Annotated in this window: 17 protein-coding genes; 6 read left to right on the top strand and 11 right to left on the bottom strand. The window is 68.8% G+C overall.

Going from position 1 to position 18302, the window contains the following annotated elements:
* Nucleotides 1–55 precede the first annotated feature (55 nt).
* Both ABZ406_RS22455 and ABZ406_RS22450 read right to left on the bottom strand, forming a co-directional pair.
* Nucleotides 56–997, bottom strand: a complete 942-nt coding sequence (locus ABZ406_RS22455; RefSeq protein ID WP_357764807.1) for a DUF4394 domain-containing protein — start codon at nucleotides 995–997, stop codon at nucleotides 56–58.
* A gap of 218 nt (nucleotides 998–1215) precedes the next feature.
* Nucleotides 1216–1806, bottom strand: a complete 591-nt coding sequence (locus tag ABZ406_RS22450) for a DUF4240 domain-containing protein (RefSeq protein WP_357764804.1) — start codon at nucleotides 1804–1806, stop codon at nucleotides 1216–1218.
* A 260-nt stretch (nucleotides 1807–2066) separates the two neighbouring features.
* Here ABZ406_RS22450 and ABZ406_RS22445 point away from each other — a divergent pair, with 260 nt between their 5' ends.
* On the top strand, nucleotides 2067–2639 hold the full coding sequence (locus ABZ406_RS22445) for an NADAR family protein (RefSeq protein ID WP_357764801.1): 573 nt from the start codon (nucleotides 2067–2069) through the stop codon (nucleotides 2637–2639).
* A gap of 86 nt (nucleotides 2640–2725) precedes the next feature.
* Here ABZ406_RS22445 and ABZ406_RS22440 read toward each other — a convergent pair whose 3' ends face one another.
* From ABZ406_RS22440 to ABZ406_RS22425, 4 genes are all read right to left on the bottom strand, one after another.
* On the bottom strand, nucleotides 2726–3649 hold the full coding sequence (locus tag ABZ406_RS22440; protein ID WP_357764798.1) for an AEC family transporter: 924 nt from the start codon (nucleotides 3647–3649) through the stop codon (nucleotides 2726–2728).
* Nucleotides 3646–3771, bottom strand: coding sequence for a hypothetical protein (locus tag ABZ406_RS22435; RefSeq protein ID WP_357764796.1), 126 nt, complete (start codon nucleotides 3769–3771; stop codon nucleotides 3646–3648). The genes ABZ406_RS22440 and ABZ406_RS22435 overlap by 4 nt, the downstream gene beginning before the upstream one ends.
* An 11-nt stretch (nucleotides 3772–3782) precedes the next feature.
* Nucleotides 3783–5369: a hypothetical protein gene (locus ABZ406_RS22430; RefSeq protein WP_357764794.1), complete on the bottom strand. Its 1587-nt coding sequence runs from the start codon at nucleotides 5367–5369 to the stop codon at nucleotides 3783–3785.
* A 91-nt stretch (nucleotides 5370–5460) separates the two neighbouring features.
* The gene (locus tag ABZ406_RS22425; protein WP_357764792.1) at nucleotides 5461–6456 is read right to left on the bottom strand and encodes a DUF418 domain-containing protein; all 996 of its coding nucleotides are present in this window, start codon (nucleotides 6454–6456) and stop codon (nucleotides 5461–5463) included.
* A 146-nt stretch (nucleotides 6457–6602) separates the two neighbouring features.
* Between ABZ406_RS22425 and ABZ406_RS22420 the strand changes: the two genes are divergently transcribed.
* The 3 genes from ABZ406_RS22420 (at nucleotide 6603) to ABZ406_RS22410 (ending at nucleotide 9964) form a co-directional block, all read left to right on the top strand.
* Complete coding sequence (locus tag ABZ406_RS22420) at nucleotides 6603–7748, top strand: histidine kinase (RefSeq protein WP_357764790.1); 1146 nt, start codon at nucleotides 6603–6605, stop codon at nucleotides 7746–7748.
* Nucleotides 7745–8383: a response regulator transcription factor gene (locus tag ABZ406_RS22415; RefSeq protein ID WP_357764788.1), complete on the top strand. Its 639-nt coding sequence runs from the start codon at nucleotides 7745–7747 to the stop codon at nucleotides 8381–8383. The genes ABZ406_RS22420 and ABZ406_RS22415 overlap by 4 nt, the downstream gene beginning before the upstream one ends.
* A gap of 552 nt (nucleotides 8384–8935) precedes the next feature.
* Entirely contained in the window at nucleotides 8936–9964 is a 1029-nt protein-coding gene (locus ABZ406_RS22410; protein ID WP_357764785.1) for an FUSC family protein, read from the top strand.
* A 102-nt stretch (nucleotides 9965–10066) separates the two neighbouring features.
* Here the strand turns inward: ABZ406_RS22410 and ABZ406_RS22405 are convergent, their stop codons facing one another.
* The 4 genes from ABZ406_RS22405 to ABZ406_RS22390 all read right to left on the bottom strand — a co-directional run bounded on the left by ABZ406_RS22405 (nucleotide 10067) and on the right by ABZ406_RS22390 (nucleotide 14014).
* Nucleotides 10067–10897 carry a hypothetical protein gene (locus ABZ406_RS22405; protein ID WP_357764783.1) on the bottom strand — a complete coding sequence of 277 codons (831 nt, stop codon included), beginning with the start codon at nucleotides 10895–10897 and terminating at the stop codon, nucleotides 10067–10069.
* A gap of 169 nt (nucleotides 10898–11066) precedes the next feature.
* On the bottom strand, nucleotides 11067–11696 hold the full coding sequence (locus tag ABZ406_RS22400) for a TMEM175 family protein (protein ID WP_357764780.1): 630 nt from the start codon (nucleotides 11694–11696) through the stop codon (nucleotides 11067–11069).
* A gap of 195 nt (nucleotides 11697–11891) precedes the next feature.
* A complete protein-coding gene (locus ABZ406_RS22395; RefSeq protein WP_357764777.1) occupies nucleotides 11892–13067 on the bottom strand; it encodes a zinc-dependent alcohol dehydrogenase in 1176 nt (391 codons plus the stop codon).
* On the bottom strand, nucleotides 13064–14014 hold the full coding sequence (locus ABZ406_RS22390; protein ID WP_357764774.1) for an SRPBCC family protein: 951 nt from the start codon (nucleotides 14012–14014) through the stop codon (nucleotides 13064–13066). The genes ABZ406_RS22395 and ABZ406_RS22390 overlap by 4 nt, the downstream gene beginning before the upstream one ends.
* A 375-nt stretch (nucleotides 14015–14389) precedes the next feature.
* On the opposite strand from ABZ406_RS22390, the gene ABZ406_RS22385 reads away from it, so the two are divergent.
* On the top strand, nucleotides 14390–15235 hold the full coding sequence (locus ABZ406_RS22385; RefSeq protein ID WP_357764771.1) for an aldo/keto reductase: 846 nt from the start codon (nucleotides 14390–14392) through the stop codon (nucleotides 15233–15235).
* A gap of 46 nt (nucleotides 15236–15281) precedes the next feature.
* Here ABZ406_RS22385 and ABZ406_RS22380 read toward each other — a convergent pair whose 3' ends face one another.
* Nucleotides 15282–16241, bottom strand: a complete 960-nt coding sequence (locus tag ABZ406_RS22380; RefSeq protein WP_357764768.1) for a hypothetical protein — start codon at nucleotides 16239–16241, stop codon at nucleotides 15282–15284.
* Between the two features lie 882 nt (nucleotides 16242–17123).
* On the opposite strand from ABZ406_RS22380, the gene ABZ406_RS22375 reads away from it, so the two are divergent.
* A complete protein-coding gene (locus ABZ406_RS22375; RefSeq protein WP_357764765.1) occupies nucleotides 17124–18257 on the top strand; it encodes an acyltransferase in 1134 nt (377 codons plus the stop codon).
* Nucleotides 18258–18302: the final 45 nt, after the last annotated feature.

Below are 18302 nucleotides of genomic sequence, written 5' to 3'. Positions count from 1 at the left end.
ACGAGCACGGCCTGCGGGTGCATCCGCCGCCGGAGTCTCCTTCCGCGCGGGCTGGTTACTGCCGTAGGAGCAGTGCGAGGTCGACCACCACGTGTCCAAGGAAGGTGCCGGTGGTCTGGGCCTCGCCGGTGAGCACGTCGACTCGGTACAACCGAGAACCGGCGATGCCGTTGAGTACGGCATAGGCGTTGTTGGCCACGGCGCGATCCGCGCGCAGCGGGCTGTGGATGTCGAAGCCCGCCTGGAGGTTCGCGTCCACTCCGAGCGCGCCGGTGGCGGCCAGTTGCCCGGAGTTGGCGGGGGATTGCAGCGCCACCTGGTCCAGGGTCGTGTCGATGTCGAACAGGGTCGTGGCGGTGGTGGGGTTGAGATCGTTGTTGGTGTAGGCCGCGGCGGTGACACCGACGGCGGTGGTGGCCGGCGGGTAGGTGAGGGGACTGTCGACGATGGTCGTGCCGCCGGGGTTGACGTTGTGGCGCAGGTTCTGGCCGGTGTCACTGATGATCCGGAGCCGGTCGGCGGCGGGGTTGAAGTCGACTCCGAACGACGTGCCGTTCAGCGCGACGGTCAGTTGGCTGACCTTCGTGGGCGCGGCGGTTCGCGTGTTCAGCGTGAAGATGCCGCCGGTGCTGCCGACGCCGTAGAGCTGTCCGTCCTGGATGCGGAAGTCGATGCCGATGAGCGCTTCGCTGCCCGGCAGGTCGACGGCGCCGATGGTGCAGGCCAGCGCAGGGCGATTGGCGGCGAACTTGATCAGCTGCTGGCCGTCGGTGAGGCCGATGGCGACGAGTCCGTTCCGGCCGCCGGCGTTGAGCAGGTCCCACAGCACAGTGCACGCCCCGTTGCCCAACGCGGGTAGGCCACGGGACGGGATGGTTGCTGCTGTGCTTCGGCTCGGCTGGGCGGTAGCGGGGGTGACCGGCGTCGCGGTGATCGCGACACTGGCGACCATCATCGTGGCGGCAATGAGCAGCCCTCGGTGAAGCGTACGGTGCATGAGAGGTACTTCCTTGATCCAAAGGCACCCACGGACCCCTTCGCGGAATCCGACGCCATGCCGGCGGCGGTGCAGGGATGAACTCCCTGTTCAGAGCCTATGTAGAGACGTCTTGCCGCATGTGTCGGTATTTTGCTTTTCCGGCAACTCTCGCACCTTTTGCGAAGTGCGATCCATGCTCGACGGACCCTGGGTCATGCTGTCCCCGGCGTCTGGGCTCAGACGTCGGGGTCGAGGAACAGCTCGGCCAGCCGGGGCAGCCGATTGCGCATCTCGTTGTCGTCATCGAAGTCGAAGTCTTCACCCATGCCGGAATCATGAGCGTCGTCGATGCCGGCCGCATCGCGTTCACGGACCTTCATCGCCTCGTAGAAGGCTTCGTCGTCATCCCCTGTGACCTCCTCGTAGGCCTCGCTGGCTACGTAGTTCACCGACTCGGCGAACAACCCGCCGTCGTCGTCCTCGGCCGCCGCTTCTCGCACGACGGGGTGGTCAGCCAAGGCGTCAGGGGAGGCCAGGACGCGTTCGTACCACTCGCGCCCGAGTGCGATGACTCCCGCCCGGAAATCGATGAAGCTGTCGTCCGAGCATCCCCCGCCGATCAGGTACGCAGCCGTCCACACATTCCAGCGGTAGAGGGCGTCATGGAGCTGATCGAACAGCTCCTGGAACTCGAGGATGCTCTCCGGTGACGTCGCGGCCAGACGCGTCACCAGTGCCGCGGCTACGGCCTCACCGTCGTCGTCGGTCCGCCCGTCGAGACCCGCCCCGGCCGACTCCACTACCGCCCAAAACTCGTCAACGTCCACGGCGCGAGAGTCTCCCACGGCCAACCGACACCACTCACGCCCGTCGACCCCGGCCGACCGTGGGAACCGCGACGACCGGCCGCCCGTCACTGATCGCATCACTGCGAGGCTCGGCAACCGAGCCGGCCAGCTTCCGGAGCCAGCGGGTTGAAGCCCGGTGAAGGGGAAGATCCAGCCCGGGTGGGCAGTCGCGGACCGGGCGGGCCGCCGCAGCCAAAATGCGGGGGTACGCAGAGCCACAGTGGCGCATACTCGCGATCATGATGGCATCGGTTCGGAGCGTCGCGGATCTGGCCGCCGCGCAGGCGCAGGGTCATCAGGTCAAGTTTCTGTTCTTCTGGGGGCACCAGCCCGAGCGGGACGGGAGTGTCGGCGCGGGCTGTCTGAGCCAGTGGTGGCCGGCGCCGTTCACCGCCGACGACCTTCGGTTCGCGACCGCGGAGCACTACATGATGTGGCGTAAGGCCATGTTGTTCGGCGACCATGCGATGGCCGACGAGATCCTTGCCGCGCCGCATCCGCACGCCGCCAAGACGCGGGGAGGACGTGTCTCAGGGTTCGATGAGCAGACCTGGAACGAACACCGCTTCGCGATCGTGGTGGCCGGGAACCTTGCCAAGTTCGATCAGCATCCCGCGCTACGGGAGTTCCTGTTGGCGACGCGGCAGCGGGTCCTTGTGGAGGCCAGCCCGATCGACCGGGTCTGGGGTATCGGCCTGAACCGCGACGATCCCGCTGCTGTCGACCCTGGCGCGTCGCAGCGCCTCAACCTGCTCGGATTCGCGCTCATGCAGGTGCGTGAGGTGCTCAGAAAACAACGCCTGGCCCGGTGACTGTAAGCGCGATGGGCTTCGTGTGGCTCGCGCGTCCGCCGCTCGGCGTGGCTCAGCACGGTTGGGGGACGGGTCAGCTGACGGACCTACCCGAGCAGAGCCGCCGCTGCGGCCAGGGTGGCCAGCGACAGCGTCGTGGTCACCACGACGGCCCGGGTGGCCACCGCCTCGCCGACGGCGTCCTCCTGACCGAAGATGAACGTGTTCTGCGCTGTCGGCAGGCCCGCGCACACCACCACGGCGAGCATCTGCGCCGCTGACAGGTGCAGGGCCAGCCCCGCCGCGTACGCGATGGTCGGTTGTGCGACGAGCTTCAGCGCGGTGATCACGGCCAGCTCGGCCGGTGCGGCTGGCTCTGCCCGCGACGGCGCGGTGCGGTGCAGCGACGCGCCGAGTGCGACCAGGGCGGCCGGAACCGCGGCGCCCGACAGCAGGGTGAGCGACGCGCCGGCAACCGACGGTGGATGCAGCCCGGTAGCCGAGCACGCCACACCGAGCAGCGACGCCAGGATCACCGGGTTGCGTACCGGTAGGGAGGCGATGCGGCCGACTCGTACCCGCCCGGCCGGGTCGCTGTGACGGTCCAGGGCGACCAGGATCACGGGCGTCACCACCAGCACCTGCAGCAGCACCACTTCCGCCAGGAACGACACGGTGCCGAGAACCTGCGTGGCGATCGGGATGCCGAGGTTCGCCGAGTTCACGTACCCGGCGGCCATGCCCCAGATCGGCCGTTCGCCGCGGTCGCGTCCGAACAACCGGCTCGCGCCGACCCACCCGAACCCGATGACCGCGGCGGTGCTCAGTCCGAAGGCGAGCAGCGGGCGGCCGGCGAACCCGGAGAGCGGCATTCGGGACAGAGCCAGGAACAGGGCGGCCGGCATCGCGAGGTGGAACACGAATCGGCCGAGCACCGACGCCGCCGCCTCGCCCAGCAGTCCCCAACGGCAGGCCGCATAGCCGATCGCGGTAAGGGCCCAGATTGGTACGAACGCCGACACCAGGCTCATACGGGCGTCGACGGCGGGTGGGCGTCGCGCCGATGCAGGGACCGGCGGGCGTCCGGTGTGTACGAGGCGGGAAGCTCGGCGACAGTCTCCACGGGGGCGAGGGTGTCATCGAACTGAGGCATGTCGCCGCCGGTCACTGCACGGTTTGGTGGGGCAGGCCGGCGTGGAACCGCAGCAGCCGGACCTTGTCGTCGTCCAGGACCGGGCGAGCATGCTCGATCAGTTCGTCGAGATCGGCGGCTTGCTTGCGGGACGGGCCGTGATAGGTCGTGGCCGCCTGCCGGTTGAGCCATGCGGTGAGATCCGACCGCACATTTCCCCGCAACCGGTCGTCGGGATCATCGATCAGCCGCAGATTGGTGATCAGCCGCTGCCAAGCGTTGCCCGCAGTCAGTAGCCGGTAGCCCGCGAACCGGACATGGGGCGCGTTGCTCAGACTGAGCAGGCCCTCCAGCATCCCCGGGGCAAGGGCGCCGAGGTCGTGGCGCAGGGCCACCACCACCTGGCGGGTCACCGCACCAGACTCGTCGCGGAGCAGCGGCAGCAGTTCGGCAGACCGGGTCACGCCGAGACGACGCAACGCCCGGACGGCTTCGACCCGACCACGGGATCGTGGATGCGCCAACCAGGGCCGGACCAGGCGGGCATCCGCGGCGTCACCGGTCTCGCCCAGCCCGGCGACCGCCCCCGGCACCGGGGGCTCCGAACCGCCACAAAGGAGACGGTAGGACAGTGCCGGATCGGCGCCGCTACGGCGGAGCGCGGCCTGAGCTATCGCCCGCACCAGCGGATGCCGATCGGACAACGCAGACTCAGCGGCAGCCAGCTCACCGACCGCGGTCACGGCCTGCAACGCCTCGGCCCGTACCAGAGCGGTTCTGCTGGCCAGCAAGGTCCGCACCTGAGCCGGGTCGCTCGTGGCCGCAACGGCAGCTTGGGCGCACATGGTCCGAATCGGTAGGTCGTCGTCTTTCATCGCGGCCGTCGTCAATCGGTGCACGCTCAACAGGCCCCCGGTCGTCGCGGCGCGGTACGCCGCTCGACGGGTCCGTCGATCCCGGGCCGTCAGCAGCGGCTCCAAGCCGTCCAACGGCAGGTCGCGCAGGGCAGCCTCGACGCGCTCGGCCAACCAGGCGCCCTCATTCCGGCCGCGCAGGGCGAACGCCATCTCGGCGAGCTGGGTCATCGACCCCCGCGACGGCGACCACGAATCCTCGATCGCCTCTCTCGCGCGCTGGCGCACCTGCGCCACCCAGTCGACGGTGCGAAGCGCGAGTACGGCAAGCGCCGCCGGGTGCCGGTGGTCGGCCAGGTGAGCCACCGCCGCCTCACGGATCCGCCCGTCATGGTGGCAGCCGGCTACGACCAGATGCAACAGCTCCACCTCACCGCCGGTCAGGTCCGTTGCGAGGAGCCGTGACCAGCGCGGCGCTGACCACCACTGGTCCCGCAGCGCCGCATCCACCGCCAACCACCACCGCGCCTCGGCGGAACCGAGCGCATCCACTGCCGCGGCGCGGGCAGCCGGCCCACCTTCGCGGGCGACCGCCATCAACCCCACAGCGAACTGCGTCGGACTGACGCTCCGATCGAGCCCGCCAGCCGCGGCCCGCACCCAATCGACGGCTGGCAGCTCAGGCAGATAGTCACGTTCCGGCACCTCGGCCGAGCCGGCAAGCAGCTTCGCAGCCAAGGCCGCGACACCCTTCCGCAGAGACATAGCGCCCACCGTCATCTCCGTCCCCACCGCCGGTCACCATGGTCGCAGCCATCCTGTCGCCAGCGAGCCGACGGAGCGAGCGCATTTCCGGTCAGGCGCGGCGGATCGGTACCCGCTGCCACCAGGTGAGGCATCTCCAGAGCCATTCGAGCGGGCCGTACCGAAAGGCGCGCAGCCAGAGCACGCTGAAGATCGCCTGCACGACCCCGATGGCCAGGCCCAGACCGACGACGGCGCCGTAGGGGGTCCGGGAGCTGATGTCGAGCAGCGCGTCACCGGCCACGATCAGGAACGACGCGGCGACGTAGTTGGTGAGCGCCACCCGACCGAGGGGCGAGAGCAGCGCGCCGAGCGGCCGTCGCAGGGCGGTTCGCATCAGCAGCAGGAACCCGACGGTGAAAAGGAAGGCGAAGGCGAGCCCGGCCGGCAGGACGCGGTAGTTGGCGGTGGGGCCGACTCCCGCCCGGAACTGCAACCAGCCCATCACCGCGGCGACCGGCACCGCGACGGCGAGGGCGACGGCCAGTTGACGGCCCCGCGACGGCAGCGTGTCCGGGATGCCGTACTCCGCGATCGCCAGGCCGAGCAGGAAGAGGCCCGGGATGATGAAGAGACCGTTGAAGGTCAGTGCGGCGGCGAGAGTCAACACGATGCCCAGCCCCAGCGCCCAGCGGCGGGACAGGTACGACGCCGGTAGGAGCACGAGCAGACCGAACGCGGCGTAGAACTTCAGCACCTCACCGGGCTGGATCAGGGTGTGCAGTGCGCCGAAGAGACCCAGCCAGAGCAGTCGGCGCAGCAGCACCAGCCGGGGGCGGTCGGTGCGCCGGGCCGCGGTGCGCAGGAAGAGCGAGAAGCTGATCCCGAAGAGCAGTGAGAAGATCGGAAACGGTCGCTGGACGAAGAGCAGTTCCCAGATGTACGCGCCGACGTGCTCGTCGGCCGGTCCGGAGACCCGGGGCAGGTGGGTCATCTGGACGATGTTGAACATGACGATGCCGAGGAGCGCGAGCCCGCGCAGCGCGTCAAGTTCGTCGATGCGGCGGGGCGCAGGCGGTTGCGTCACCGGGTCGGTCGAGTGTGCCATCGGGCAATGCCACCGCAGTCGTACCCGGTGGGGGCAGGCCCGGAGGTCGCTTTAGCCACCTACCTTCGTCGCGTCTCCCGGTCCCTTCGTCGGTACTCGTGTTGCTCGCCGCGCCGATGCGGGCCGGCCCGGCTAACCTGCAACGCATGAGCGCGGTGGACCGCCGGAAGGTGCCGCCGCTCGCCGTCGACGTGCTGCTGGTCGTCGTGGCGGCGGCGGCCGGTGTGGCCCGTGAGGTCGCTTTCCCGAGTGCCGGTTCGAGGCATCTTCCGGCCCCTGTCTGGGTCTACGCGGCGGTGCAGGTCGGTGCGTCGGCCGCCCTGCTGCTGCGTCGGCGCCGGCCGTACCCGATGGCACTGGTCCTCGCCGGCGTCAGCCTGCTGGTGCCGGCGTCGGCGGTGTTCTTCGCGCCGTACGCGGTGATCGTCTACGGTCGTGACCGCCGGCGGTCCTGGGCGGTGATCGCGGTGCTCGGGGTGTGCTGGCTGCTCGGTGCACGGCTCTGGACGGTCGACGACCCGTTCAGCGGGCCGGGCACGCTGGCGATCTCGGCCCTGCTCGGCCTGTATGTGAGTGCCCGCCGTCGGCTCGTCGCGGAGCTGCTCGACCGCGCCGAACGCGCTGAGCAGGAGCGGTTGCTCCTTGCCGAGCAGGCCCGCAGCGACGAGCGGCTCCGGATCGCCGGCGAGATGCACGACGTGGTGACCCACCGGATCAACCTGATGGTGCTGCACGCCGGGGCGCTGGGTGCCAGCACCACGGATCCGGCCGTTCGTAGCGCCGCCGAGGAGCTGCGGACGACGGGCTGCCAGGCGCTGGCCGAGCTGCGTGACCTGGTCGGCGTGCTGCGGCGCGGCGACGTACCGACGACCCGCGTCGTGGTGGCGGACCCGGCTGCGGAGGGCGACCTGATTGATCTGGTGACCGATTCGCGGGCGGTGGGTCTGCCGGTCCGTCTGGACGAGGAGGGGGACCCGTCGTTCCTGGCGCCGGCCATGCGGCGCACCCTCTTCCGGGTGGTGCAGGAGTCACTGACGAATGTGCACAAGCACGCGCCTGGATCGCAGGTGACCGTGTCGATCCGCTACCAGCCGGATCTGGTCCGCGCGACGGTGACCAACGCCCGGCCCGACCGTGTCCCCGACCCGGATCTCGCCGCCGCCGGCGGGGGGTCCGGTCTGGCCGGCCTGCGGAGTCGGGTCGACGTGCTGGGCGGCACCCTGGTCGCGGCGGCGACCCCGGAGGGCGGCTTCGCGGTGCGGGCCACCCTACCCGGATACGTGCCGCGATGATCCGCGTCGTGCTCGTCGACGACGAACGGATGGTCTGCGCCTACCTGCGGACGATTCTCGAAGCGGCCCCGGACATCGAGGTCGTCGGCGAGGCGTACGACGGCGCGGAGGCGGTGGAGGCGGTGACCCGGTACCGGCCGGACCTGGTTCTGATGGACCTGCGAATGCCGGGCGTCGACGGGCTCACTGCCATCGAGCACCTCGCGCGGTCCTCGGCGCCGCCGATGATCGTGGCGCTGACCACGTTCGACCTCGACGAGTACGTGCTGCGGGCCATGCGCGCGGGTGCCGTCGGGTTCCTGCTCAAGTCGACGGCGCCGGAGGATCTCGTCGCCCTGGTGCGGGTCGCCGCCGCCGGGCACACTGTGTTGTCCCCGACCGCGACCCAGCGGCTGGTGGCGAGCCGGCACGACGGAGAACGGGTCCGGGAACTGGTCGCCACGCTCACCGCCCGGGAGGTCGAGGTCCTCGGCTGTCTCGGTGCCGGCCGCTCCAACCAGCAGATCGCCCGACGACTGCGCCTCTCCGAAGCGACGGTCAAGGGGTACGTCTCCCGACTGTTGGAGAAGCTCGGCTGTGACAACCGCACCCAGGCCGGCTTGCTGGCGCACCGGGCCGGCATCCCGGCGAACTGAGCGCACCGGGCTCAGCCGGGCAGCGTGAACCGCGTAGGCAAGGAGTACGTCAGTAGGTGGTCTTACAGGCGCGGGCGACTGGGGTCGCACGGGGTTTACCACCACGGTGAGGTCGTCCGCACCGAAACTGGCCTCCACCGGCTTCCTGGGGCCAACCGTCGTCAAGACATGGAACGGCACCGTCTGAACCACCAACTTCGACAACGGCACGTTCTGGAGCGTCGCGGTGCGGCACGGTTGGGCAGGTCCGATCGAGGTCCGAGCGATCGATCTGGACGAACTCGCGTCGGACCGCAACGGCGCGTAGGACCACCTGATGCGTTTTGCTACCAACCGAAGATGTTGGACCAGTTTTGCTTGACGCTTACTTGTTGGGCCGTGCTTGGGGTAGTCACCTGAATGAGTGCTGCCCGGGAGTCCGCGCCCGATCCGCCCTCCGAGGTTGACGCCCTGACCGGACGGGTGCGGCGGACGGCAGGGCGCGTTCGCCAGCGTGGTCTTCGGGCGTGGCGGGTACGGCTGCGCCTGACGGACGTCATCCTGGTGATCACGGTGCAGGCGGCGCTGGCCGCAGCGTTGTCCTGGTTCATCGGACACAACCTGTTGGGCATCCCTGCGCCGGTCTTCGCTCCGTCCGCGGCGGTCGGAACGATCGTCGCCGCGATCGGCCAGCGGGTCCGACGAACCACCCAGACACTGATCGGCGTGGTGATCGGAATCCTCGTCGGGGACGGTCTGCTCTATATCGTAGGTCCGGGACCGGTGCAGGTCGGCCTGGCGGTGGGAATCGCGATCGCGTTCGCGTTGATCCTTTCCGGTGGCAGCGGCGCGACCGTGGCCCACGCGGGTGCCTCGGCTGTGGTGATCGCGACCCTGTCGCCGGCGGATCCCAACCTCGAGTGGCCCAGGATCCTGGATGCCCTCATCGGTGGGGCGGTGGGGTTGCTGGTGGTCACACTCCTGTTTCCGGTCAACCCGATGCGCATCCTCAACCGGGCGGCCACGCCGATCGTCCAGCTGGCCAGCGCAGAACTACGCACCATCGCTACCGCTCTGAACGAGCGTGACGCTGAGAAGGCGATCGCGTCCCTGCAGCGCCTGCGGAGCTCGGGACCTGATCTCGCGCGATTGTCGCAGGCACTCGACGGCGCGAAGGAGGTGGTGAGCCTGGCACCGGCGAGGTGGCAACGGCGAGATGACGTGGAACAGTTCGCCCACTTCGCCCAGCTTGGCGAGCGGCTGATCAGCGACGCGCAGGATCTGGCGCGTACCTCGGCGACCGCGTTGCAGTACGACGAGGTGGTTCCGCAGGAGCTGACCACCACTCTCCGGCAACTCGCCGACGCCACGGAGAGCCTTCGGGCCGAACGCGTCTCGGGACGCGATCCGCAGAGGGCGCGGGCGATAGCCCTTGAGGCCATGCGAGGCGCCCGCAAGGCCGGCGACGGTGCCACCGGCCGGTTCAGTCAGGCACTGGTCACCCAGACGCGCGTCGCGGCGAGTGACCTGCTCCGCGCCAGCGGTCTCGATCCGGAGACGGCCAACCGGTTGACACGGGAACATTACGGCGAAAGCGCCTGAGAGGGCAGTGGTGACACGACCGGTACTTCGCACTGCTTCCCGGAAGTCGCTGCGGGTATACCCCGAGATGATTCGTTCGATTGGAACACTGCGGACGTCGAGTCAGCTCTGCGGCTGTTGCCCCTGCGGTCCGGCCAACCATGTGGTGACCTGCCTCAGTGGCTGGCTGCTGTTGACGAACTCCCTCATCCGTTGCCACGCGGCTTGGGCCGGCGACGCGCCCAGCAAACCGCCGAGACCCGTGGTGGTGGCGCCGCCAGCCACTGTCCCGCTGTTCTGAGCCAGTTGCTGGGTGCTCTGTCCGAGCTGTTGACCGAGCTGCTGGGTGGTCTGCTGCAGCGTCTGCGACAGCGGCCCATTGGGCCCCAGTGTCTCCTGCGCCGTCTGCCCGACCTGATCCACGGCCGTGTCCACCGTCTTCACCAACGACTCGAGGATCTGAGGATTGCGCTCGATTGTGCGGAGGGCGCAGTCGAGAATGCCCCGTAGCTCCTCGAGCCGGACCTCGAGCATCGCCTCTGCCTCGACGCCCCTGATGTCGACCTTCACCGTGCCGAGATGCGCCTGGACGCCGACGTCGAGCTGGAGCAGGCTGCCCAGCCGTGCTCGCAGCGAGACGGAGGCGTCCAGATCGTCGACCTCGACGTAGATCTGCTCCACCTTGACGTGCGGGATCTGGAGGACGACGTCCGGGTCCGACATCGTTTTGCTGCTGCGCCCACCGGCCGGCTGAGGAAGGTCGTGCCCACCGCTGTGTGGAACGAGGGGGCGTTCACCGGGTACGGTGCCCGTTGGCTCGGCAGCGGCACAGGGGTTCTGGCTCCGCCCGGCGGATTGCGCGCCTTCCTCGTCGTCGCGTTGCCCATCGACGCGCTCACGCGGTTGCGCGGGTGACTTCCGTGCGCCCGTGTCCTGGCTCTCCGCTTCGCTCATCCCGCACTCCTCGGGCTTCGCCCAACGTCCGGACCTGGGGTGCACCATCGGTAGAGGGCTCCGGGCCTCGGCCCATCCCCTCGGACCCGGTCGCGGTCTACCCGCGCGTCGAGGCGTAAAACGGCTCTCGGTTGCGCGCCGCCCGGCAAGGGGGTAACCGCGCCCGCCCTCAGGTTGGTGGTGGAGAACGGTGGGTGATACCTCGGGTTACGCGCGAGTGGTACAGGCCGGCGCTGGTGATGGCGTAGAAGACGGGCAGAAGGACAAAGATGGCCAGGCCGATCAAGGGAGCAGCCAGGTAGCCGACCAATCCGGCGAGGACGTACAGCACGACGCCCGTGAGGGCACGGACTCGTTCGGCGCGGAAGAAGCTGTCCCTGACCTGTTCCTTCAGCAGGTCGGGGTTGTGGGCGAGGTAGTGGTAGAACGCCAGCCACGTCGCGCACAGCAACGCGCCGATCAACGCGTAGAAGGCGACGGCGACCCGCTGGTCCGTGTTGTTGTGCTCTTGCAGCGCATCCGACACGACGATGGTCGGGAACGGCAGCAGCGCCGTGCTGAACAGCACGAACAGGTTCATCCAGTGCAGGCCGCGGTCGACCTGCTTGATGCGGTTGAACGCCGCCTTGTGGTTGAGCCAGACGACGGCCACGTACGAGTAGGACGCGAGATACGCGACGTACGAGGGCCACTGTTGGAGGAGGCCTGACAGGAGGCGGCCAGGGGGAACGTCCGGTACGCGGAGGTCCAGGACCAGCAACGTGATGATGATGGCGAAGATGGCGTCGCTGAACGCCACCGCGCGGCTGGTGTCCGACCGGGTACCTAGGTCTGCCTCTGGCCCGCTCACCGGCTGCGCCTACCCGGGGTCGTGTGTGGCAAACGGTCGTACGACCTGGTGGGGGATGCTTGGCGTTCCGCAGCCTAGGCGCACCGGGACTGGACGTCGCATCCGGCCACCGGGGGCGTCGCGGTGGCCGGATGCGGGTGGTGGTCAGGGTTTGAGGACGACCTTCTCGCAGTTGTCCTGCTTGTTCTTGAAGATCTCGAAGCCGCGTTCTGCCTGGTCGAGCGGCAGGGTGTGGGTGATGACGCGGGTCGGGTCGATCTCCCCACGTTCGATGCGCTGCAGCAGCGGTTTCATGTAGCGCTGCACGTGGCATTGACCGGTACGCAGGGTCAGCGCCCGATTCATCCACGCTCCGGCCGGGAACTTGTCGAGGAAGCCGCCGTACACGCCGATCACCGACACGATGCCGCCGCTGCGGCACGACAGGATCGCCTGCCGCAGCGCGTGTGGGCGTTCGGTCTCTGAGCGGACCGCCTGCTTGATCCGGTCGTAGGCGTGCACGTGCGCGGCACCGTGGGTGGCCTCCATGCCAACCGCGTCGATGCACTTGTCCGGTCCCCGTCCACCGGTCAGTTCCAGCAGCCTGGACCGCACGTCCACATCTTCGAAGTTGATCGGCGTGTGGCCTGCCCGTTCGGCCATCTGCAGGCGGTACGGCTCCTTGTCGATGGCGATGACCTTCGCGGCGCCGAGTGCCCGGGCGCTGTCCATCGCGAACTGGCCGACTGGGCCGGCTCCCCACACCGCCACCACGTCGGTGCGCTGGATGTCGCACATCTCGGCACCCATGTAGCCGGTCGGCAGGATGTCGGAGAGGAACAGCACCTGCTCGTCGCTCAGGTCGGACTCGAACTTCAGGGGACCGACGTCGGCGAACGGCACCCGCGCGTACTGCGCCTGACCGCCGGCGAAGCCGCCGGTCAAATGCGAGTAGCCGAAGATCCCGGCGACCGGGTGGCCGAACATCTTTTCTGCGATCCCGGCGTTGGGGTTGGAGTTCTCGCAGCAGGAGTACAGCCCGGCGGCGCAGGCACCGCACGCCCCGCACGCGATTGGGAACGGCACGACGACCCGGTCCCCGACGCGCAGCCGACCCGGGTCGACGCCCCGGCCGACCTCGATGACCTCGCCCATGAACTCGTGGCCCATGACGTCGCCGTCCTGCATGGTGGGTATGTACCCGTCGACGAGGTGCAGGTCCGAGCCGCAGATCGCGGTGGAGGTGATCCGTACGATGGCATCGCGGTCGTTGAGGATCTTCGGGTCCGGTACGTCACGGACCTTGACCTTGTTGCGGCCCGCCCAGGTGTTCGCCCTCACGCGTCCGCCCCCTTCGCGAGCTCGGAATCCGACAGCGGTTGCGCCGGACGCTGCGGGAACTCCTTGCGGGCCCGCTTGCCCCACGGGGCACCCTCGGATCGGACCACCTGGCCGGTTTCCAGCACCTGCTTGAGCCGGCGCAGGTCGTCGTCGAGCTGCTGGTGCGGTTCCTCGCCGAAGTACTTGGCGACGGCCTTGCCGACCGCGCCGCCCGGAATGTCGTACGACATGACGACGTGCACCTCGGTGCTGACACCGTCCGGGGCGGGAACGAACCGGACCGTACCGGCGTTCGGCACGTCGGCGCTCCCGGTGGACCGCCAGGCGATCCTCTCGCCGGGCGTCTCGTCGACAATTTCGGCATCCCACTCGACGTTTGTGCCGAACGGAGCGCTGGCGGACCAGTGGCTCGTACGGTCGCCGGTGGTCCGGATCTGCTCAAGGTGAGCCATGAATGTGGGGAGATTGTCCAGGTCACGCCAGAACGCGTAGACCTTGGGCGGGGGTTTGCGGATGGTTGTCGTGGCTGTCAGCTCCATGGGTCCTCCGTCGTGTAAGCCTCGTACCGTTGGCGCTGAACTGATCCTCTGCAGGCGGGTGGCCTGCACGGCGGTCAGCAGGTCCACCACCGTGATCCCGACGATGGCGCCAGTGACACCGACGAGGCGACGCCGGCGGTGTCCGCCACGGTGGGCGATGGCCACGCCGAGTGAGGCGAGGTCCATCGCGTCGCCCACGACCCGGGTCCACGCCCAGATGCCCTTGCGTCGGCTCGTCAGGAGCCCGGCCGCGTGCACCAACTCCCGCGCCCCCACCAGCGGCACCATCGCCCGGGAGGTCGAGGAGTCGTCCACTCCGCTGATCCGGCGCACCGTGTCCGGTGCCGCCAGCTGTGCCACGCCCAGGCCGAGGCTCATCCAGCCGAGCCGGCGTCCTCGCCGTTGCACGCGGTCCTGTCTGGCCTTCACTGCCTCTCGGGTTGCCAGTTGAGTCACGGGGGTACCTCCGTATTCGGTCGCGCCGGCCGCGGATGGGATCACGACGGTCCTGACGCGACCCGTAGGCGCCCGGATACCCCTCGGAAATCACCTCAACCCGCACAGCGGCCGCAGAATGGGAGCGATCCCTGTTCCGGCGCTCAGAACGAGGTGGAAGTCCGGCCGTTGACCGTGTCCGTCTCGACCAGTCGCCGAACGCCGCTCAAGGGCGGACTGATCGGCGCGCTTGCCGATCAGGCAGGCAGGAAGGTCGCCCTACGAGACTGCTTCCGGTCGAAGCGGGTAACGCACTCACCCACCGCGCCGAGCCCCGGAAAGGCCGACATGACCTCCTCCTCCACCGCTTCGATAGAACTGCCGTCCGGTGAGAACATGCCCGTGCTCGGGCAGGGCACGTGGTACCTGGGCGAGCGTCCCGCGAGGCGACGGGATGAGCTGGCCGCCCTGCACGCTGGCCTGGACCTGGGTATGACCTTGATCGACACTGCGGAGATGTACGGCGATGGCGCCTCCGAGGAACTCGTCGGCGAGGCGATCAGCGGACGACGGGCCGACGTCTTTCTGGTCGACAAGGTGCTGCCGTCCAACGCCAGCCGGCAGGGAACCATGCAGGCCTGCCGCCGCAGCCTGCAACGACTCGGCGTCGACCTCATCGACCTCTACCTGCTGCACTGGCGCGGCCAACATCCACTCGCGGAGACGATCGAGGCGTTCGCCGAACTCGTCGACGCCGGTGACATCGGGCAGTGGGGCGTGAGCAACTTCGACCTCTCCGACATGAGCGAGCTACTCGACGCGGGCGGGGACGACTGCGCGACCAACCAGATCCTGTACAACCTCACCCGCCGTGGTCCCGAGTACGACCTGCTGCCGTGGCTACGCGAACACCGGATCCCGGTGATGGCGTACTCGCCGATTGAGCAGGGGCGACTGCTCGGCCACCACCAGGTCGCGGAGATCGCGGCCCGGCACGGGGTGACGCCCGCTCAGGTCGCGCTGGCCTGGGTGCTGAGGCAGGACATGGTTGCGGCCATTCCCCGATCGTCCAATGCGGAACACACCCGGGACAACGCCGAGGCGCGCGACCTGCAGCTGACCGAGGAGGACGTCGCGGCACTCGACACGGCCTTCCCGTCACCTACCGGCCCGCAACCGTTGGACATGCTGTAGGGGTGCCGACCCTTCGCGGTCGCGACCCCGTCCGTGTGGCGTCCGCTCAGCTCCCGTCGGAGGACCGCCCACTGCCCGTGTCGTCGCGCCAGCCGCTGGGTTGGGGATGGTAGCCGTAAGCGGCGGCCCGGACTGTTTCCTCGTTCTCCAGCCCCGAGCCGATCGCGCCGCCGACGGTGGCCAGTGAGCTGGTGATCCAGGCGAGCGCCAGATAGTCGCCGACTTTTACCGGCCGTTGCAGAACCTGTTCCAGCACGGATGTGTCGATCAGCAGCGCCGCGACGAGCGCTGTGCCCACGATCAGCACCACGTAGGACACCGCCGTGGCCAGCGTGAGAGTGAGTACCGTGCCGAGGTTGAACAGCCGCGCCAGCTCACTCGGTGTCTCGCGGTTCGGCTTCTCCCACAGGTCATGCGCAACGATGAGCCAGGCCACCAACGCGCTCAGCCCGAGCAGCATGATCACGGTGAGGCGGAGTCCGCCGAGGGCATCGCCCATTTGCCAGATGGTGTCCGTGGTGAGCGCAAACGCAGCCGTGCCGAACGCGCCGACCAGCAGCTTGGACAGGCCCAGGAGGGCGCGTCCGGGGCGGTTGGCTCGGACCATGCCGGTCAACAGGCGCGCGCGGCCGATCAGCCCCGAGGCGAGGTAACGCCGCTCAGCGGCGTCGGCGCCGCCGCTGACTCGACGGACGGCGGGCATCCGGCGGGCCGTCTCGGCTGGTGCCCGCCCGGCCGCCGGCACCCGTTGGTCGGAGGCGTCGGTCAGCAGCCGGCCCACGAGGTCCGGAACGGCTGCGCGGACCGAGCGCATCTGCTGCAGTCCCAGCGCGGGCAGGGAAATCATCCCGACGTGGCGCCGGCCGGAGGTCTGCGCCACCAGGGGCATCCGCTCGGCATGCAGCGGCAGGTCGGTCAGGCAGATTGCAACGTCCCACTGGTCGTCGGTGCGCCGCCGGGCGAGATCGTCGAGTAGTGCGTCCGCGCCACCGTCGCGGCGAGGCACCACCTCCCCCCAACCCTCCCGGATTGTCCACCGCACATCCGCGCTCACCTGCTCCGTGAGCCTCCCGGCCAGCTCGGCCGCGAGCCTCGCAGCCACCCGGGCCGGGTAGTCCGGTGGGGTTGCCACCAAGCCCACGACGATCTCCGGGCGATGCCGTTCGCTCTGGGTCATCGTCGCTCTCCTTACCGGTAGGCGGGCTGCGCCGCCGACGGCGAAACCAGGGGCGTCTCGCGTCGCGCAGCCCCGTGCGACGGACGTGGTGGCAGAGCCAGGCCGCGGGGAGAACGCGCCGACCAGTCCGTACAGCGCCACGCCGACGCCTGCGGCGAACCGGTCGGCCGGCCCACGCAGCCTAAGAGACCACTCCGGAGGGTGCAGCGGATTCGGTGGAAGGCGTCCCAGTGCCTCACAGACCTCAGCGAGGGGGCCAGGGCTCAGGCGGGTGCACGGCGCGGCGTCATTGACGGGTGGCGGATGCCTCCCAGTGAGGTGACTGGCGACATGCATGTGAAACGCTTTTGGAAGCAGTATGCGGGAAGTATGAAAGCGATGGAGTTGCGCTGCGAATCCGGTATAAGGGAATTGTCACATCATTTCGATTCGTTGCGGATACGCCGGATTCTTCGGGCCACCGCCTGCAGGTCGCGCCTCAGGGTCGCCACCTCGAGAGGGACGCATGTCGCGAGAAGTATTTGTTTCCGGGGTCACCGGGCAGAATGGCATCTGCCCGTCAGCGCCCCTGCTCGACTTCCATGCGCGACAGATGGGCATGAAAGTCAATGAATTGGACCTGACGCTCGTCGTCGAGCGCGTCCGGACGACGGTGATCGGTACGCGGCCCGGTCCACGTGGAGCGCTCACATGACGGTGGCTGCGAGGCCAATGCGAGTGCAGCGCCGCCTGTACGAGGTGGATCTGCTCCGGTTCGCCGCTGCGCTGATGATCGTCCTTCTGCACTACACCTTCAGCCGGGGTGAGACCGATTACGATTTCGCGCCGTCGCTCGGCGCGGTCACTCAGTACGGTTACCTTGGCGTCGAGTTGTTCTTCCTCATCAGCGGCATGGTCGTCCTCATGAGCGTGTGGGGACGCACCGCGCGCGAGTTCGTGGCGTCGCGGGTCTCCCGGCTGTATCCCGCCTTCTGGGTGGCCGTCACGCTCACGGCGGCGACGGTCGCCATTGCGGGGCCGCAGGGTCGGAACGACGTCACAGTGGCGCAGTACGTGGCGAACTTGTCGATGTTTCCTCAGCTCGCCGATATCGAGTACGTCGAGAGCGTGTACTGGACGTTGTGGTCCGAGTGGCGGTTCTACCTCATCCTGTTCGCCTTCTCGCTGGTGGGGATCACCGAGCGTCGTACCCACTGGCTGTTGTGGGGTTGGCTCGCCAGCAGCGTGGCCCTGGAGGCGTTTCCTGTTCCGCCGGGCGCCCATGCCGCGTTGGCGTTGATTGTGCAGCCCCAGTTCAGTCACTACTTCATCGCCGGCATGGCTCTGTACATGGTGCACCGTTTCGGCTTCACCGCGCGGCTGGGCCTCCTGCTGTCGGCGTGCTACGCGAACGCGGTGAGGGAGGCGGACAGTCGGGTCGACGAGTTGGTCGCCGACGGCATGACACCGACTCTTGTCGTTGCCGCCCTGGTCATTCTGGCGATCTTCGTCGTGATGACCCTCGCGGCGACAGGTGGGTTGCGGTGGATGCGGTGGCGGGGTCTGTCCCACCTCGGGGCCATGACGTATCCGCTCTATCTGATCCACTTCAGTCTTGGTGTGGTGGCCTTCAACGCCATGGTGCCGGCGGTTGATCCCTGGCTGGCGCTGCCGTTGGTGATCGCCGCGATGTGTGCTGCCTCCTGGCTGATCAGCGTGAAGGTGGAGGACAGGGTCCGTCCAACGCTTCACCTGGCGATCGGCCGGCTTCTGGGCGTACCGCCGGGCGTACCGTCGCATCGGATGGCGGAGCGGCCAGCCGGCCCTGCCCGCGCGTGGGATCAGGTGGGTGTCGGGCGCTTCTGACCGCCGACGCCGGGCAGGACGAGGACTCTGAGTCCCGGCACCGGG

This window comes from Micromonospora sp. NPDC005710, assembly GCF_040630995.1.
Taxonomy (GTDB): Bacteria; Actinomycetota; Actinomycetes; order Mycobacteriales; family Micromonosporaceae; genus Micromonospora.
Note: the sequence above shows the minus strand (reverse complement) of the source record. Positions and strands in the feature narration are given on the sequence as shown.

Bases quoted from the DNA above. Each gene is read 5' to 3' on its own strand.
- ABZ406_RS22385 (WP_357764771.1), top strand. From the start codon at position 14,390: ATGACCTCCTCCTCCACCGCTTCGATAGAACTGCCGTCCGGTGAGAAC.
- ABZ406_RS22455 (WP_357764807.1), bottom strand. From the start codon at position 997: ATGCACCGTACGCTTCACCGAGGGCTGCTCATTGCCGCCACGATGATG.
- ABZ406_RS22405 (WP_357764783.1), bottom strand. From the start codon at position 10,897: ATGAGCGAAGCGGAGAGCCAGGACACGGGCGCACGGAAGTCACCCGCG.
- ABZ406_RS22425 (WP_357764792.1), bottom strand. From the start codon at position 6,456: ATGGCACACTCGACCGACCCGGTGACGCAACCGCCTGCGCCCCGCCGC.
- ABZ406_RS22420 (WP_357764790.1), top strand. From the start codon at position 6,603: ATGAGCGCGGTGGACCGCCGGAAGGTGCCGCCGCTCGCCGTCGACGTG.
- ABZ406_RS22435 (WP_357764796.1), bottom strand. From the start codon at position 3,771: ATGCCTCAGTTCGATGACACCCTCGCCCCCGTGGAGACTGTCGCCGAG.
- ABZ406_RS22375 (WP_357764765.1), top strand. From the start codon at position 17,124: ATGCGAGTGCAGCGCCGCCTGTACGAGGTGGATCTGCTCCGGTTCGCC.
- ABZ406_RS22415 (WP_357764788.1), top strand. From the start codon at position 7,745: ATGATCCGCGTCGTGCTCGTCGACGACGAACGGATGGTCTGCGCCTAC.
- ABZ406_RS22445 (WP_357764801.1), top strand. From the start codon at position 2,067: ATGATGGCATCGGTTCGGAGCGTCGCGGATCTGGCCGCCGCGCAGGCG.
- ABZ406_RS22440 (WP_357764798.1), bottom strand. From the start codon at position 3,649: ATGAGCCTGGTGTCGGCGTTCGTACCAATCTGGGCCCTTACCGCGATC.
- ABZ406_RS22430 (WP_357764794.1), bottom strand. From the start codon at position 5,369: ATGTCTCTGCGGAAGGGTGTCGCGGCCTTGGCTGCGAAGCTGCTTGCC.